We start from the raw sequence: 17,698 nt of genomic DNA on the forward strand, positions 1-17,698 counted from the left end.
CCCTAAACTGTGGTTTCGTGACCGACGAACGCAGCCAACTGATCGACTACATCGCCTCCGAGGCCGTCTTCCACGGCGACTTCACGCTCACGAGCGGCACGAAGGCGACGTACTACGTCGACCTGCGCAAGGTGAGCCTCGACCACCGCGTCGCCCCTCTCATCGGGCGGGTCATGCTCGACCTCATCGCCGACATCCCCGACGTCTCGGCCGTCGGCGGCATGACGATGGGCGCAGACCCCATCGCGGCTGCGATCCTGCACCAGGGTGCGGCGGCCGGCAAGGCCTACGACGCCTTCGTCGTGCGCAAGGAGCCGAAAGACCACGGCCGCGGCAAGCAGGTCGAGGGCCCCGAGCTGGCAGGCAAACGTGTGATCGTGCTCGAGGACACCTCGACGACAGGCGGCTCCCCGCTCAAGGCGATCGAGGCGCTCGAGAAGGTGGGCGCGATCGTGGCCGCGGTCGCCGTGGTCGTCGACCGCAACACCGAAGCCCGCGCAGCCATCGAGGGTGCGGGCTACCCGTACTTCTACGCGATCGGGCTCGAGGATCTCGGACTCGCCTGATGAACGACGAGCGCGACGAGCAGCACGGCGACGGCGCCGATCCGGCGAACCCGCCCACGGGGGAGTTCCGGGGCGCCGAATGGCTGCTCGCCCAGCTCGGTGAGTCCTTTCCGCCGACGGCCCCGGTGCCCCGGCAGGATGCCGCAGAGCCCCGCCCTCCCGTGACACCCGGGCCGCCCGCCGCCCCCGTGACGCCTGCCGCACCGTCTGCGCCCCTTGTGCCGGCACCCGGAGAGCCCGCTCCATGGGCTGCCCGGCCTGCTCCACAGGTGCCGCCTGCGCCCGTCGCACCGGCCGGCCCCGCCTCGCCGTTCGAGCCGCCGGCGCCCCGTGCCCCGGCCGGCGCCCCAGCGCCGTGGTGGCAGGCCCGTGCCGACGACGAGCTGCCTGTCCGCACGGCGAGCATGCCCGTGATTCCACCCGTTCCCCCTGTGCTGCCGATCACGCCGTCGGAGCCCCCGGCCGCGCCGCCCGGTCCCGACGACGACCTCGACGACTCGGACGACGACGAGCAGAGCATCTGGGCTCCGCGCAGCGCCGCGAAGCCCGAGCAGCAGGTGTTCCCGGCCGAACCCCTGCCCGAGGCATCCGCGGATCGCTTCGAGTCGACGCATGCCGGCCCCATCCCGATCGTGGGTCGTGCCGTGCCGCCGGTCTCACCGCCCGCGCCCGTCGAGCCGGTCGTGCCGGGCGTGCCGCCGGCACCCGCTGCCCCGCCGCCCGCGTCGGCCTTCGCGCCGCCCGCGTTCGTCCCGCCCGTGTCGTCGCCGGTGCCCCCGGTCACCCCACCGCCGGTCGCGCCTGCGCCGCCCGTGTTCCCCGCTGCCCCGGTGCCGCCGGCAACCTCGGTGCAGCCCGTGCTCCCTGCCGCTGCGGCCGAGCCCGTCGCCCCGGTGCCGGCCGCCGAGCCGGCCGCGCCCACCTTCGGCGACTTCGTCTGGAACCTGGAGCCGAACGACGCCCCCGACCCGCTCGTGGTCCCGGATGCCGCCTCCGCCGTGTCTCCGCCGCCCGCGGAACCGCGCTCGCAGCCGACGCCTCCGGCCGAGGCCTCCGCGCCGCCGGTGCCGTCGCCGGTTCCGCCGGTGATGCCGATCCCGGCCTTCGTCGCGCCCATCACGGCTCCGGTCGTCCGGGGGCCGGTCGTGCCGCCCGACGCCGGTCCTGCCGAGCCCGCTACGACCGGCATGCCCACCGAGTCTGCTACGACCGGCGTGCCCACCGAGCCTGCTACGACCGGCGTGCCCATCGAGACTGAAGTGCCCGTCGAGCCCGACGTTCCCATCGAACCTGCCGAGCCCGGGCTTCCCGACGTTCCCACCGGCGCTTCCGAGCCGGAGACCGCCGAGCCCGACCTCGACCACATCGAGGAGCCCGCGACGACGACCTCCGCGCTCCGGATGCTCGGCCTCGACGTGAGCTCGGACGCGGACGATCATGCCGATGCCGATGCCGATGCCGATGCCGATGCCGATGCCGAAGACGCCGCCGAGGAAGACGCCGAGGAAGACGCCCTCCTCCCGACCAACCCGACCGTCGTGATCCCCACGGCCGGCATGGTACCCGGGGCCGACGAGCCGTACACGAACCCCACCACCGTCTTCCCTGTCCTCCCAGTGGCAGAGCCGGGCGCCGAGGCGCCGACGGTCTCGCTCGAGCAGTCTCAGTACCTCGACACCTCCGCGGCATCCCCCGTCGTCTCGGGGTTCGAGGCTCCTCCGCTCATCGTCGCTGCCGAGAGCGCCGCCGGGAGCCCGGGGGCGCAGGGCCCGGCGAGCGCCGGCTCAGAGCCTCCGCTCAGCCGCCGGGCGCAGCGCGATGCCGCGCAGTCCTCGGCTGGATCCGATGGCTCGGGCGGCGGGCATGGCCGGGGCGCCGGCGCGGGCGGCCGTCCGCCGCGCGAGCCCTGGCCCGCGAACACCAAGGTGCTCGTCGGCATCGCGATCGGACTCGTCGCGATCCTCGTGCTCGTGGCGCTCTACATCCTGGGGCGTTCGATCGCCGGGGCGCCCTCCGCGTCACCGTCACCGACCCCGACCCCGACATCCACGCCGACCCCGACATCCACGCCGACGCCGACGGTCGAGGCCACGGGCCCACAGCCGCTCGGCGTCCACGAGTGGGACACTCTGCGCGGCGGCGAATGCCTCGACCCCTACGGCTCGCCGTGGGAGGAGACCTTCACCGTCGTCGACTGCACGGCGCCGCACCCCGCGCAGATGGTCTTCACGGGCGTCTTCAGCACCGACCCCGCCGCCGCCTTCCCCGGCGAGGAGGCGCTCGCGGGCCAGATCAATCTGCTGTGCAGTGCGCCCGGGGTGATCGACCTGGGCGTCGCGGGGCAGTTCGCCGACGTGCAGCTGCAGGGCAGCTACCCGGTGACCGTCGAGCAGTGGGATGCCGGCCAGCGCTCGTATTTCTGCTTCGCGAGCCGCTCCTCCGGCGAGCCGCTCACCGGCACACTCGTGCCCGCGCCGCCGGCCGGCTGAGCGCCCCCGCCCTGCCCTCTACCCCGCTCTCTACCCTGCCCTGCCCTGTTCCGCCCTGCCCTGCCCTGTTCCGCCCTGCCCGAATGTCCTGTCCTGACCACCGACTCCCGGGGTGCACTCCAAACGACGGACATTTCTGCGTTAAATGTGCAATTCGGGGCGAAACGGGGCTTCTGAAGCGAAATCTCCGTCGTTTTGGGCCGTGGGGTAGCGGGCAGCACGGCAGCACGGCAGAAGCGGGCAGCGGGCAGCGGGCAGCGGGCAGCGGGCAGCACGGCGGAAGCGGGCAGCAGGGCAGCACGGCAGCACGGCAGGCAAGGCCGAGGCACAAGCGGGCTGAGTCACCGGGCTCGCCCGCGGCATCCGCTCGTCAGTCGTTGATCTCGGCCAGGAACGGGTCGTTCTCGACGAGCTCGTGCACGCCCTGCAGGATCTCGTCGGGCCGGAACGGGTAGCGCTCGATCTCCGCCTGGTCGCTGATGCCCGTGAGCACGAGGATCGTGTGCAGCCCGGCCTCGATGCCGGCGACGATGTCGGTGTCCATCCGGTCGCCGATCATGGCCGTGTTCTCGGAGTGCGCGCCGATGCGGTTCATGGCCGAGCGGAACATCATGGGGTTCGGCTTGCCGACGACGTACGGCTCCTTGCCGGTCGCCTTCGTGATGAGTGCGGCGATCGCGCCCGTGGCCGGGAGGGGTCCGTCAGCGCTGGGGCCCGTGGCATCCGGGTTCGTGACGATGAAACGCGCACCGTTGACGATGAGCCTGATCGCCTTGGTGATCGCCTCGAAGGAGTAGTTGCGCGTCTCGCCGACGACGACGTAGTCGGGGTCGGTCTCGGTCATGATGAAGCCGGCCTCGTGCAGCGCGGTCGTGATGCCCGCCTCGCCGATCACGAAGGCCGAGCCGCCGGGAACCTGCGACTTGAGGAAGTCCGCGGTGGCGAGCGCCGAGGTCCAGATGAACTCCTCGGGCACGTCGAGGCCGGAGGAGCGCAGCCGCGCGCTCAGATCCCGCGGGGTGAAGATGGAGTTGTTGGTGAGCACCAGGAACGGCTTGCCCTGGTCCTGCCACTGCTGCAGCAGTGCTGCGGCGCCGGGCAGGGCGTGGTTCTCGTGCACGAGCACGCCGTCCATGTCGGTGAGCCAGCACTCGACCTCGTCGCGTGACGCCACGGATGCTCCTTTCGCCGGCCTGTCGGGGGATCGGGCCGCTGTGGGCACCAGCCTATCGAGAGAGCCTGCGCCTGGATCCGCGCCGCTCCTCCGTCATCCGCCCGTTTCTGCTCAAAACGACGGAGATTTCGCCGCACAGTGCCGTTTTCGCCGCGATTTGCGCTTAGGAGGCGAAAATGTCCGTCGTTTTGAGCACAATCGTCGAGGGGGCGGGTCAGGCGGTCATCCACATGGCGTCGGCGGTCACGGCGGGCAGCGTGTGGTGGGACGAGTCGTCGAGGGTCACGACCACCGAGCGGGCGGATGTCGCGGCATCCGCTACACCGGCTGCATCCGCTGCATCGGCGAGCAGCCCCTCGACCACGAGATCCGTGTCGACGCCGATGCCGAGCCCGTCGAGCAGACGCAGAACAGCGGGGTCGCGGTCGCTGATGCGCAGCACCGTGCCGCGATGGCCGGGGGCCGCCTGGCTCACGAGCACGGCCGGTGTGCGCACGACGTGGCCGTCGGCCGTCGGGATGGGGTCGCCGTGCGGGTCGCGCAACGGGTTGCCGAGACGCGCGCTCATGGCGTCGAGCAGCCGCTCCGAGACGGCGTGCTCGAGCACCTCCGCCTCATCGTGCACGACGTCCCAGCTGTAGCCCATCTCCTCGACGAGCCAGGTCTCGACGAGGCGGTGCCGTCGGATGACGCCGAGCGCACGGGCGGTGCCGGCGTCCGTGAGCGTGATCGCGCCGTAGGGAACGTGCGTCACGAGCCCCTGGGCCGCGAGCTTCTTGACCATCTCGGTCACCGACGACGGCGCGACACCGAGCTTCGCCGCGAGCTCCGAGGGTGTGACGGCTGCCGGCTGCCACTCGGTGTGGGCGTAGATGGATTTGAGGTAGTCCTCGGTCGCCGTCTCGCCGGCGGGGGTGCGCCGCTCGCCTCGGGACGAGGGGGCGGGACTCTTCTGCGGCGTGGAGGAGGTCATCGTCAGCCAGACTATCTGCGAGGCCTCGCCTTGCGCCTCGCCGCGGGCGCCCCGCGTTGCGCGGCCGGCGCCCCGCGCTTCGCCGGCCGCGCCTTCATCCGTGCCATGTCGCGAATCGCCGCCTTCTCGAGCGCGACGGCCTGAATTGCCGAGTGCGGTCCACGGGCTCAGGCCCCCGAGAACAGCAGCACGAGCAGCACGACGTTGAGCGCCGCGAGAAGAGCGGATGCCACTGCCCCCGCGATCGTCGTGCCGATCCGGTTTCGGAACTCGCCCATGACCCCCCGCGAGGCGGTGAGCCAGACGAGCGGCACGAGCGCGAAGGGGATGCCGAACGACAGCACCACCTGGCTGAGGATGAGCGCCGTGGTCGGGTCGAATCCGATCGCGAGGATGAGCAGCGCGGGCACGAGTGTCACGATCCGCCGCCAGATGAGCGGCACGCGCACGTGCAGGAGCCCGTGCATGATCTCGGCGCCCGCGTAGGCTCCGACCGAGGTGGAGGCGAGTCCGGAGGCGAGCAGGCCCACCGCGAAGAGCGTCGCGACGGCGATCCCGAGCGTCGAGGCGAGCGCGGAGTACGCGCCTTCGAGCGAGTCGGTCCCGGCGACGCCGAACAGCGCGCTCGCCCCGAGCAGGATCATCGCGAGGTTGACGGTGCCGGCGATGATCATCGCGATCGAGACATCCCAGCGGGTGGCGCGCAGCAGACGTCGCGTCGAGATCCCTCCCGCTGGCGGTGCCGCTGAAAACGACGGAGATTCTGCCCGTTTCGGCGTGTTTCGGACGTTTGAGGCCGAGTTCTGGGGGAAAACTCCGTCGTTTTCAGTGGTGGTGCTGGTGTCTTCGGCGCAGGGACCGGAGCCGGGGCGTACGCGAGGGGCGGGTTCGGCGCGGGGGGCGGGTTCGGCGGCAGCGCGGGGGGCGGGTTCGGGGGCAGCGGAGGTCGGGTGCGGAGGGCGGCTCGCGTGGCTGCCGGGGAAGCGGTCGCGAGTGAGCGCGGAGTGCGCGTAGATCGCGTGCGGCATAACGGTGGCTCCGATGATGGATGCCGCGAGCAGCACCGACTCGGAGCCGTCGAAACGCGGCACGAGCCCTCCGACCGCTGCCGCGGCATCCGGGCCTGCGACGATCGTTCCCGCGCAGAACCCGAGAACGACGATGAGCAGCAGCGAGATGATGACGCTCTCGAACGGCCGCTGCCCGTAACGGCTCTGGCCGGCGAGCACGAGCATCGAGACCCCGCCGGTGATGACGCCGCCGAGCAGCAGCGGCAGGTCGAAGAGCAGATTGAGGGCGACGGCGCCGCCGATGACCTCGGCGAGGTCGGTGGCCATGGCGACGAGCTCGGCCTGCACCCAGTAGAGGAGCCGGCGCGCGCGGCCCGTGAGACGCTCGCCGAGCAGCTCGGGCAGGCTCTTGCCGGTGACGAGGCCGAGTTTCGCCGACAGGTACTGGATGAGCCAGGCCATGACGTTGCCGGTCACGACCACCCAGACGAGCAGGTAGCCGTAGCGGGCGCCCGCGGTCACGTTGCTCGCCACGTTGCCGGGGTCGACGTAGGCGATGCCCGCGACGAGCGCGGGGCCGAGCAGCCAGAGCAGCCGCAGCGGACGCGGTGGTCGCGGTGTCGTGGCGGGGGATGTCGCCGTCTCGGTTTTAGGCACGCCTAAAACCTTACTCGTTTTTAGGCATCCCTAAAAGTGGACGGGTCCTTCCCGCCTCTCGCGAGTCGCGTCAAACCGGTCCAAATGAGCACGGATGGAACGATATGGCGCGACTCGCGAGAGGTGTAGTTGGCGCGGCGTCAGGCGCCGCGCCAGCCGCGGGCAGTGAGTGCGCGGTGCACGCGTGAGACGGTGGTCGCCGTCTCGCGGAAGAGCGCCGTCTTGCGCACCCGCACGAGGGTCCAGCCGGCGAGGAAGAACGACTCGACCCGCGACTGGTCGCGATCGTATTGGCGGGAATCCGTGCGGTGCTGGTCTCCGTCGTACTCGACCACGACCTTCCAGGCCCGGTAGACGAGGTCGCCGCGGCCCACGAACCGCCCCGAGCCGTCGTGCACCTCGGCGTTGACCTCCGGCTCGGGCAGCCCGGCACGGCCCAGGGTCAGTCGCAGGATGCTCTCCGGGCGGGATTCGCTTCCCTCGCGGATGAGCGGGAGGGCCTCGCGCAGCACGCGTCGCCCCCGTCCGGTGAAGCCGTCGAGCCGCCTCTGCAGTTCGGCGATGGTCGCCCAGGGCCTCTCGGACAGCGGATCGATGGCCGGGTCGACCACAACCGGATCGAGCACGAGCGCGTCTCCGACCGCTACGAGGTCATCGGGGGAGAGGGAGGCGCCGAGGCTCAGCCACGCGGAGACGGGATCGACGACCCGGAACCCGTGCCGCTGCCGCACGGTGACGGCGGCGTCTTTCAGCGCGTGCCCGACGATCCCTCGACCGGCCGGTGCCCGCCGGGGCCAGCCGACCGCGACGTGCAGCTCGCCGCCGGGGTCGAAGCGGGTCGGCAGGGGAAGGCCCCACAGGCGCGCGGCGGTGTCGTGACTGAAGAACGCGGTCGGCCTCATCCGCGTCGTATAGGCCGAGCAGGCGTCCTGGAGCGGATCGCCGGATGCCGCCGCGCCCGGCGCGCGCACCCCGTGATACGGCCGCGCGAGGTCACCACCGCGCAGACGCGTCTCGCCCACGCCGTGCGTGTGGGCGCGGGCGGTCGTGAAGGGTGTGAGAGCGAGGGCTGGGGGAAGGGGTGTTCGCCGCGGCATCCGCCCATGATGCCCGGTGCGGCTCTCCCGCCTCGCCGCTTCTCCACAGGCCTGCACGGCGAACGCTCGCGAGTCGCGCCACATCGGTCCGTATCCGCGCGGATAGAACGGTTTGGCGCGACTCGCGGGGGTCGGGGGTGGGGGAGGAGGAGGGGCCACGACTCGGGTGCGCCTCTGAGGGGGAACGCGGGGCGACTAGCCTGGGAGGATGCCCGAGAGCCCGCGTGACACCGACGGCGCCGAGGTGGGCCCGGAGGATGTCGCCGACCTGTCCCGTGCGGACCGGGACGGCCGGGATGGCAGTGACGCCCGGGACAGCCGGGACGCCGGGGACGCCCAGGACAGCCGGGACGCCCGGGGTCCCCGAGGCAGCCGAGATGGCAGGGGCGCCCGGGATGGCCGGGACGGCGGGGACGCCCGGGATGGCAGTGACGCCCAGGAAAGCCGGGACACCCGGGATGGTTGGGATGGTCGGCATAGCCGGGACGGCAGGGACAGCCTCGACGGCCACGCGATCCGGGATGACGCCCCTGACTCTGCTTCCCCTGCCCCCTCCGTCGAGCTCACCACGAACGGCGTGGGGCCGTGGGCGGGCGAGTGGCCCGACGAGGACCGCTACGACCCTCAGCTGCTCGAGCAGGGCGACTCCCGCAACGTCATCGACCGCTACCGGTACTGGCGTATGGACGCGATCGTCGCCGATCTCGACGAGCACCGGCATCCGTTCCACGTGGCCATCGAGAACTGGCAGCACGACATGAACATCGGCTCGATCGTGCGCAGCGCCAACGCGTTCGCCGCCGACACGGTGCACATCGTGGGCCGCCGCCGCTGGAACAAGCGCGGCGCCATGGTCACCGACCGCTACCAGCACGTCGAGCACCACGAGGATGTCGCGGCTCTCGTCGCCCGTGCGAACGCCGCCGAGCTCCCCATCATCGCCATCGACAACGTTCCGGGCTCGGTTCTCATCGAGACGTTCCGCTTCCCGGAACGGTGCCTGCTGCTCTTCGGCCAGGAGGGTCCGGGGCTGTCGGCGGAGGCGATCGCGGCGGCGCAGAGCGTCGTCGAGATCAGCCAGTTCGGGTCGACGCGGTCGATCAACGCCTCCGCCGCGGCGGCGGTCGCCATGCACGTCTGGGTGACCCAGCACGTGCGCTTCGACAACTAGCCGCCGCCCGAGCCGCTGACGCACTGCCGCTCGCACCGCGGCCCGTCTCGCACCGCGGCCCGTCTCGCACCGCGGACCCACCCGCACCGCTGTCCGCACGCTCCCCGCCCTCTCACCGCTGCCCCGCACGCTCCCCGCCCCCCACGCTCCCCGCATCGCGCCCGCCCCGCGCGCGCCCCTGCGTCCGCCCCGCCCTCGTACGCCCCGCCCCTCCCCTCGCACGCACGCCCACGCCCCGCCCCCGCCGCCTCCCTGCCCCCCTCCGCGCCCCAACCCGCCTGCGGCGGACGTTCATCCCTTATTCATCACCCCTTTCGTCACCCGAAAGGGGGTCGTCACGCGTGAGCCCGGGGAAAAACCACCCCAATAAGGGTGAATCGGGGGGTGAAAGAGCTGCTCATGTCCTCATTTATGCCTACACATCGACAAACCTTGAGTGCATACGGACATTCTCGCGGGGGCTCCGATGCCTTCGGCGGGCCGCGACCCCCTGCTCCTCAGCCCGAGGTTCCCGAGGTCGAATGCGGTCTGCCCCGCGATGCACCATAGGGGATCTTGCATGCACCGAACACTCGCTCACTCCATGACGACTCGTGGTCGGCACTCACGGCACGCACACCGGGGAACGATGGAGAGCCGGTCGCCGCTGAGCCGCGCGACCGCGGTGCTCTCGGTCATCGCCCTCACCGCGGCATCCCTCTCGATCGGCCTGCTGGCCGCGCCCGCGGCACAGGCGGCGCAGGTTCCCACGGTGAGCCTGACGCACGCCGACCCGAGCGACACGGGCAAGGACTTCATCCTCGCGGGTGAGCAGGCCCACTACGAGCTGACGGTGCAGAACACGAGCGACGCGCCCGCGACTCCCTGGTACAACCTCGCCGTGACGCTCCTCGTGCCGAACGGCATCGCCTTCGCCGACTCGGTGGCGCTCGGCGCCCCGGAGATCTACACGAGCGGCCAGACCCCCCTGGGCGGCACGCCGATCCCTGCGGGCTTCGCGCTCTGGGTGTGGGAGGACATCTCCGACCTGCCCGTCGCGGCCACCCGCGACCTCGACCTCACGGTCACGGCGGCTCAGCCGCCGGTCGGCGGCGACCAGACCGCGGATGCCGCCGTCTTCCCGGTCGGCAGCGACTTCGACCTGACCGCGGCCTCGTATGCGAGCACCAACGCGCGCTTCCTGCCTGTCTTCAACGGCAGCACGGGCGTGCGCACCCCGGATGCCACGGCCGCGACGCAGAGCAGCGCCCCCGACGTGCTCAACACCGAGGTGCGCGCCATCCGCGTGACCAAGACCGAGCCGAGCCCCGAGTCGGAGCTCATGCGCGGCGTGCACGACCGCACGACCGTCTACACGATCACCGTCGAGAACACCTCGGAGGGGCCCACGGACGACACGGTGCTCGTCGACTACCTTCCCGCCGGCCTCGAGTTCCTGGGCTGCGGCGCGACCGACAACAGCACCTGGAACTGGCCGACCGAGAGCCTCGAGCCCGGCGCGGCCGTGGAGTATCCGGGCGCCCCGCGACTGACCGCGGTGCCCGCCGTGACGAGCGACTGCCCCATCCCGGTCGCCGTCGACACGGTCGAGAAGACCGACGGGTCGACGGGCTTCCCCGCCGATCTCGCGAACGGCGTCTACACGAAGGTCACCTGGAACCTCGGGACCCTCGAGCAGGGCGACCCGTCCACGGGCACCCCCTCGCAGCGCATCGTCGACTACGCCGTCGGCATCCCGGACTTCGCGAACACCATGACCTGGCAGGCCGGCACGACGCAGCCGAGCGCCGAGTCCCTCGGACAGCAGGCCGACCTCGACAACAACAACGGCGACACGACCCGCCAGTCCGTCGAGTCGGACGCCCACACCGACGGCCAGGTGTACCGCAACGTGGCCACCGCGACGGGCGACTACGCGGGGGTCATCCGCACCGGCGCCGACCGTGAGGCGACGGACGACGACGACGAGATCGTCTACTCCATGGATCTGCGCGTGCTCAAGTCGGTCGACACGCAGCCCGCCGACGGCGAGCCCACCGAGTACGGCTCGGACGCCGCGAGCGAGTTCATCACGGGCGGCGTCGCCAAGTACACCCTCACGCTGCGCACGAGCGAGTACACCGACTCCTCCGACATCGTGCTCACCGACACCATCCCCAACGGCCTGTGCCCCGTGGTCCCCGCGGGCACCCCGGTCATCGAGGGGCCGTTCGCGGTGCCCACGCTCGACGGCGGCAGCACGCAGGTCGTCGGCGCAGCGGCATCCGACTACCCGGCCGACTGCGCTCTCGGCGCACCCGTCACCGGCGACTGGACGGGCCCCGTCACGGGCGGCACGATCACCGGCGTCGCCTACGAGGAGACGACGGGGCAGTTCTACCTGACCTTCTCGGCCCCGCCGATGAGCTCCACCGACCCGAGTCACTCGATCGTCTACCCCGTGCTCATGCGCAGCGACTACGAGCACGAGGAGGGCGCGACGACCTCTCTCGACCGTTTCGTCAACTCCGTCGTCCTCACCGCGACCACGACGTCGATCCCGGCCCTCGGCGAGCCCGTGACCGAGACGATCGCCGACGACTCCTCGGCCACGATCGTCTCGGGCCCGAGCGCGATCTCGAAGAAGGTGCTGCCCCGCGACGTCGACGTCTCGAGCGGCTGCCCGGCGGCCGGATACGAAGACGAGCTGCAGTCGGGCTTCGTGCTCGGCGACCTCGTCTGCTTCGAGCTCACCGTCGACTTCGCGACCGACGTCGACACCCGCAACCCGACCGTCACCGACATGCTGCCGAGCGGCATCGCCTTCGAGGGCACGGATGCCGCGCTGCTCGACTCCTCGGGAACACCGATCCCCGGCGCCACCATCGACGTCACGCAGAACATCGACGACGGCCGCATCACCTGGGAGCCGTACACCTCGACGCTGGCCGGAGACCAGTTCGTGCCGATCGACTCCTCGCTGCTCATCCACGTCTGGGGCACCGTCACCTCCCTCTCGGTCGACCCGAGCCAGCTCGACAAGCCCGAGAACCTCATGAAGTTCACGCAGGAGAACGTCGAGGGCGAGGTCTACTTCCTGCGCGACCAGGCCGAGATCGAGGTCGAGTCGGGCCTCCAGCTGCTCAAGGGCGTGGAGACGGTCGACGACCAGTTCGCGACCGGACCGGGCTGCACGGGCTCGGAGCCCGACTGCGACCACGTGCCCGTCGTCGAGGGCGATCAGGTGGGCTACCGCATCGACCTCTCGGACGCGCCCGCCGACCTCTCGCAGATGAGCGTCGAAGACGAGCTGCCGGAGGGCATTCCGGCCGCGGCGGTCGGCGACATCAGCGACGGCGGCGCCGTCGAGGTGCGCGACGGCCGCACCTTCGTGGTGTGGAACGGGCTCGACCTCGGAAGGGACGGGGAGCGCACGGTCTCCTACATCGTCACGATCCCCGAGGGCCTCTCGGTCTCGTCGAGCCTCGTCAACACGGCGACGATCACGAGTTACGACTACACCACCAACACGGGCGAGTCCGTGACGGCCGTGCCCGGGGTGACCCCGGGTGTGCCCGCGCAGGGCACGAGCGACGACTCGGACGTCTACCTCCCTGACGCGGCCGTCGCGAAGCGGGTGGTGTCCACAGAGCTCGACGAGCTCAACAACAACGGCAACGGCACGGGCACGGGCTTGCCGACGCCGCAGTTCGTCGCGGGCGAATTCGCCACCTACGAGTACTCGGTGACGATCCCCGCGCACACGAGCGTCGTCGACGGGGTGCTCTCCGACCGGCGTGTGCTCAGCACCTCGGCGTCGATGTCGGATCCGCGCCGGTCCGTCATCGTTCCGAGTGGGATGCGGATCGACTACCCGGCGGGCGTGGACGGAGCGGCGCTCGGCTTCACCCTCAACCCCACCGGCGAGCTCGTCTTCCCGCCCCTCTACGACAACACGGGCGACGACGACCAGGTCTTCACCATCCGGATCGTCGTCTTCACGGGTGCGTTCTGGAACGACGGCGATCTGCTGCACAACGAGGCCGTGTTCACGAGCACGGGTGCATCGGACGCGACCGCGCAGGCGATCGTCGAGTACATCGAGCCTGATCCGGTGATCACGAAGACGGCGGATGTCGGGCAAGGCCCCGTCGTCATCGGCCAGACGATCACCTACACCCTCGCGGTGACGAACCCGGACGACCGCCCCACCTCCTACGACACGGTCGTGACCGATTGCGTGCCCGCCGATCTCACGACCGTCGGCGTGCAGCTCCCCAGCCAGGGCTCGGCCGCGGCCGACAGCCCGTCTGCGGACTGTGCCGCGGGTGAGACGCTCGTGACGTGGACGGTCGGTCAGGTTCTGCCGGGCGCGAGTCTGTCGCTGCAGTACACGGCGGTCGTCTCCCCCGAGGCGGCGGCCGGCGACTCCTATGCCAACACCGCGAGCCTCGTGGGCTACACCCTGCCCGAGGAGCCGTACGCGACACGACGCGGAAAGGTCGAGTCCTCCTCGACCGCGACGATCGTCGTCGAGAACGCCTCGATCACGAAGGCCGCCGACCGCGAGCAGGCGAGCATCGGCGACACGGTCGGCTACACCGTGACGACCTCGCTGCCCGCGAACGTCAACTTCTACCAGCCGACGATCTCCGATGAGGTGCCGGCCGGTCTCCGCGTCGACCCGGCGAGCATCGCCGTGACCGGCGACGTCTCCGGCTTCGACTGCGGGGTGATCGACGGCGACATCGAGTGCGCGCTGCCCGGCGGCGACGACATCGCCTCGGCCACCGTGCTGCGCACCGTCACGCTGAGCTATCGCGCGACCGTCGTGGCCGTCGACGAGGCCACCCCCTCGCGCGGCGACGGGCTCGACAACACCGCGGCCTTCGACTGGTCGACCGCCAACACGGGCGGCCAGAGCAAGGGCGTCGACGCCGAGGAGACGATCACGGTCACCGAGCCGGAGCTGCAGATCGCGAAGACGGTCGACGGCCAGGACGCCATCCGGGTCACGCCCGGCGACGGGTTCTCTTATGCCGTGACGGTCACCAACCCCGACGTTCCCAACGCCTCGACGGCCTACGACGTCGTCGTGACCGACACGGTTCCGACGGGCGTCAGCGTGCACGCGCTGACCCCCGTCCCGGGCGTCTCGGGCACCGTCGAGCACAACGGCGACGGCACGTCGACCATCACCTGGACGATCGCCTCGATCGGCGTGGGCGACGCGAACGCCGTCGTGCTGCCCTACACGGCGGGCCTCGCGGCATCCGCCGATCTCGGAACCGACACGCAGACCAACACCGTCGGCATCACCGAGTACTTCTCGACCCCCGACGCCGACGACCCCGACCGCCGTGAGTACACGGGCGGCGAGGCGGATGCCGAGGTGACACCCGAGTTCCCCCACGTCACCGTGGCCAAGACCGTCGCCGACGGCTTCGAGGCGCGCGTGGGCGAGGCCTTCCCCTGGACGGTCACGATCGAGAACACGGGGGATGCCGCCGCAGCCCTCGTGACCGCGACCGACACCCTCCCGGCCGGCTGGGGCTCGCCGCAGGTGACCTCGGTCACGCGCGGCGGAGCGGCCGTCGACCCCGCCGACTGGGGCTTCGCCGCCGACTCGCTCGTCTGGACCTTCGACGATGTGCAGCCCGCCGACGACGTGATCGTCGTGCAGTACACCGCGACCCCGACGACCGCCGCCTACACGGCGCCCGGCGCGGGCGTGGGCCCGCTGCCCTTCCCGAACCAGAATCCGCACGAGAACTCGGTCGCGATCGTGGCCGAGGACGGCTCGGGCGCCGAGGGCAACGCCGACGGCCCGTACGCCGGCGGCCCCGCCGATGACGACGCCTACCTGCGCGCCACCGACCTGACGATCGAGAAGACCCTCGACACGACCGGCACGGTCTGGGTGGGCGACGAGGTGACCTTCACGGTCACCGCCGTCAACAACGGGCCGCAGCAGGCCGAAGGCGTGACCGTCGTCGACCAGCTGCCGGCCGGGCTCAGCTTCGCGGGGGTCGAGGATCCCTTCGAGGGCGTGTCAGGCGACTGGTCGTGCGACGTGGTCGGTGACAGCCTCGACTGCGAGCTCGACGGCTCGCTCTCGGCCGACGAGGGCTCCAACACGGCGAGCTTCACCGTGACCGCGAAGACGCTGCCGTGGGCGACCACCGCGGCGACCGCCGAGTCGGTCAACCACGCGACGATCGCGACGACGACGCCCGAGACGGATGACGACAACAACTCCGTCGACGAGCCCGTCACCGTGACCGCGCACGCCGACCTCGCGATCGCGAAGGCGTACGTGCAGCCCGAGACCCCCATCGCCGGCGAGCCGGTGAGCTGGTCGGTGCTCGTGCACAACAACGGCCCGTCGATCTCGGCCGCACCCATCACGGTCACCGACACCCTCGGCGAGGGCATCGACGCCGCGACGGCGACCGCGAGCGGCGACGGCTGGAGCTGCGCGGCTCCCGACGTCGACGCCCGCACGATCACCTGCGTGAGCGCGAGCGACCTGCCGAGCGGACAGGACGCCGCGGCGATCACGGTGACCACGACGCTCGACCCCGGCCTGACGCCGACCGACGTCGTGACCAACGATGCGACCGTGACGGCGACCACGCCCGACCGCGACGACAGCAACGACACCGATGAGGCGCAGACCCAGGACATCGACTCGGAGGCCGACCTCTCGCTCGTCAAGTCGCTCGCCTCGGAGACGCTGCCCGCCGGCCAGACCGGCCGTTACCGGATCGCCGTCGCGAACGCCGGCCCGTCCGACGCGATCGACGTGACCGTGGCCGACACGCTGCCCGCCGGCCTCAGCTACGCGGGTGGCCTGAGCTCGGACGACGGGGCCGTGTGGACCCTGTTCAGCGACACCGACGGCGCGCTCGTGTTCCAGCTGCAGGGCGGAGTGCTGGAGGCCGGCGCGAGCACGGCGTTCGAGTTCGATGTCGACGTGGCCTCCTCGGTCACGACGGCGATCGAGAACAGCGCGACGGTCGACTCCGGCACGACCGAGCTCGACCCCGACGACAACACGGGCGAGGTGACGGTCGATCCGACGGTTCTCACGAACCTCGCCGTCGAGAAGAGCTATCGGGGCGAGGGGCCCGGCCGCATCGGCGACCCGGTGACCTTCCGGGTGACGGTCACGAACGAGGGGCCCGCGGATGCCGCGAACGTCTCGGTCTCCGACATCCTGCCCGACGGCAGGCTCACCTTCGCCGGCGTCGAGGACCCGATCACCGAGGCCGACGGCTGGACGTGCGCCATCGACGGGGATGCCGCGGGCTGCACGCTCGACGCGCCGCTCTCGGCGATCGGCGGCACCAACGTCGCGAGCTTCTCCGTGACGGCGATCGTGCTCGCGCCCGCCTACCCGCGCGTGGAGAACACGGCGACCGTGGCCACGACGACGGAGGAGTCGGACGAGTCCGACAACTCCTCGACGGCGACGGTCGAGATCCCGGCGCAGGTCGACCTGTCGATCGAGAAGACGCTCGACGGCGAGAGCCTCGTCGTCGGCCGGACGGCCGACTACGTGCTCACGGTGACCAACAACGGGCCCACCGAGAACCCGGGTCCGATCACGGTCTCGGATGTGCTGCCGCCGAGCCTCGAGCTCGTGGGCACCGACACCGAGTCGTGCGAGCTCGTCGAGCCCGTGACGGAGCCGACGGCCGCCCCCACACCGACGGCGACGCCGACCGGAACCCCGGCTCCGACCGAGACCCCGGTCGCGCCGGGGGCCAGCGGAGGCGCGATCGACTGCGTCGTCGACGGCCCGCTCGCGGCCGGCGACTCGTTCACGATCACCGTGACGGTGAACGTGCTGCCGGGCGCCTACCCGAGCGTGGAGAACACGGCGACCGTGTCGACCGAGAGCGAGGACCTCGACCCGCAGAACGACAGCTCGACGATCACCTCGCCGGTCACCCCCGACATCCGGGTGAGCCTCACGAAGACGCTCGCGACCGTCGAGGGCGATGAGGTCTTCTGGAAACTCGAGGTGACCTCGATCGGCCTCAACGACGCCGTCGACGGCTTCTCGGTCGTCGACACGCTGCCCGCGAGCCTCAGCTTCGTGCGCTCCATCGGCGAGGGCTTCGAGTGCGAGCTCAGCGGCCAGGTCGTCGACTGCGAGTACTCGGCAGAGCTGGCGGTGGGCGAGAGCGCGAGCGTGCTGCTCGAGACCACGTCGACGGCGGGCCCCGGCCAGACGGTGACGAACACGGCCGTCGCCCTCGTGCCCGGCTCCGACCAGCCGGGCGAGGCAGCGTCGAGCGAGGCGGACTACACCGTCCCGACCCCGCTCGCCGTGACCGGCCCGCGCGGCTTCGCCGTGCTCGTGCTCGCGGGGGCCTCGCTGCTCGCGGCCGGGCTGGCGCTCGCCTTCGTGCAGATCGTGCGCCGCAGGAACGCTGTACGGCGCGGTTGAGACGACCCGGCCTTCCGGGTACGAAAGAGCACGGCGGACGTCATCCCCCGGCGACGTCCGCCGTGTGCATTGCACGGTTTCGCTGAAGCCGAACCAGAAAACGAGCAGGCGTAGCCTGTCGCAG

8 protein-coding genes are annotated in these 17,698 nt (G+C 71.3%); 4 read left to right on the forward strand and 4 right to left on the reverse strand.

Translation table 11 applies throughout. From position 1 onward, the window contains the following. Positions 1-17: 17 nt before the first annotated feature. Both pyrE and CLV54_RS18095 read left to right on the forward strand, forming a co-directional pair. Positions 18-566 (forward strand): orotate phosphoribosyltransferase, encoded by a 549-nt coding sequence (pyrE, locus tag CLV54_RS02400; protein WP_100343348.1) that lies wholly within the window; start codon positions 18-20, stop codon positions 564-566. After that, positions 566-3,055: a hypothetical protein gene (locus tag CLV54_RS18095; RefSeq protein ID WP_100343349.1), complete on the forward strand. Its 2,490-nt coding sequence runs from the start codon at positions 566-568 to the stop codon at positions 3,053-3,055. The genes pyrE and CLV54_RS18095 overlap by 1 nt, the downstream gene beginning before the upstream one ends. Positions 3,056-3,425: 370 nt before the next feature. Here the strand turns inward: CLV54_RS18095 and CLV54_RS02410 are convergent, their stop codons facing one another. From CLV54_RS02410 to CLV54_RS02425, 4 genes are all read right to left on the reverse strand, one after another. Beyond that, positions 3,426-4,229 carry an HAD-IIA family hydrolase gene (locus tag CLV54_RS02410; protein WP_100343350.1) on the reverse strand — a complete coding sequence of 268 codons (804 nt, stop codon included), beginning with the start codon at positions 4,227-4,229 and terminating at the stop codon, positions 3,426-3,428. A 214-nt stretch (positions 4,230-4,443) separates the two neighbouring features. After that, positions 4,444-5,202 (reverse strand): metal-dependent transcriptional regulator, encoded by a 759-nt coding sequence (locus tag CLV54_RS02415; protein ID WP_100343351.1) that lies wholly within the window; start codon positions 5,200-5,202, stop codon positions 4,444-4,446. A gap of 167 nt (positions 5,203-5,369) precedes the next feature. Beyond that, on the reverse strand, positions 5,370-6,869 hold the full coding sequence (locus CLV54_RS02420) for an Nramp family divalent metal transporter (RefSeq protein WP_100343352.1): 1,500 nt from the start codon (positions 6,867-6,869) through the stop codon (positions 5,370-5,372). A 140-nt stretch (positions 6,870-7,009) separates the two neighbouring features. Beyond that, a complete protein-coding gene (locus CLV54_RS02425; protein WP_157802778.1) occupies positions 7,010-7,966 on the reverse strand; it encodes a DUF559 domain-containing protein in 957 nt (318 codons plus the stop codon). Positions 7,967-8,480: 514 nt separating this feature from the next. Here CLV54_RS02425 and CLV54_RS02430 point away from each other — a divergent pair. Together CLV54_RS02430 and CLV54_RS02435 are read left to right on the forward strand one after the other, a co-directional pair. Continuing rightward, a complete protein-coding gene (locus CLV54_RS02430; RefSeq protein ID WP_100343626.1) occupies positions 8,481-9,137 on the forward strand; it encodes a TrmH family RNA methyltransferase in 657 nt (218 codons plus the stop codon). A 628-nt stretch (positions 9,138-9,765) separates the two neighbouring features. Further along, positions 9,766-17,574, forward strand: coding sequence for an isopeptide-forming domain-containing fimbrial protein (locus tag CLV54_RS02435; RefSeq protein WP_100343354.1), 7,809 nt, complete (start codon positions 9,766-9,768; stop codon positions 17,572-17,574). The last annotated feature ends 124 nt before the right edge of the window (positions 17,575-17,698 follow it).

The organism is Compostimonas suwonensis (assembly GCF_002797855.1).
Classification (GTDB): domain Bacteria; phylum Actinomycetota; class Actinomycetes; order Actinomycetales; family Microbacteriaceae; genus Compostimonas; species Compostimonas suwonensis.

Bases quoted from the DNA above. Each gene is read 5' to 3' on its own strand.
- CLV54_RS18095 (WP_100343349.1), top strand. From the start codon at position 566: ATGAACGACGAGCGCGACGAGCAGCACGGCGACGGCGCCGATCCGGCG.
- CLV54_RS02415 (WP_100343351.1), bottom strand. From the start codon at position 5,202: ATGACCTCCTCCACGCCGCAGAAGAGTCCCGCCCCCTCGTCCCGAGGC.
- CLV54_RS02425 (WP_157802778.1), bottom strand. From the start codon at position 7,966: ATGCCGCGGCGAACACCCCTTCCCCCAGCCCTCGCTCTCACACCCTTC.
- CLV54_RS02435 (WP_100343354.1), top strand. From the start codon at position 9,766: ATGGAGAGCCGGTCGCCGCTGAGCCGCGCGACCGCGGTGCTCTCGGTC.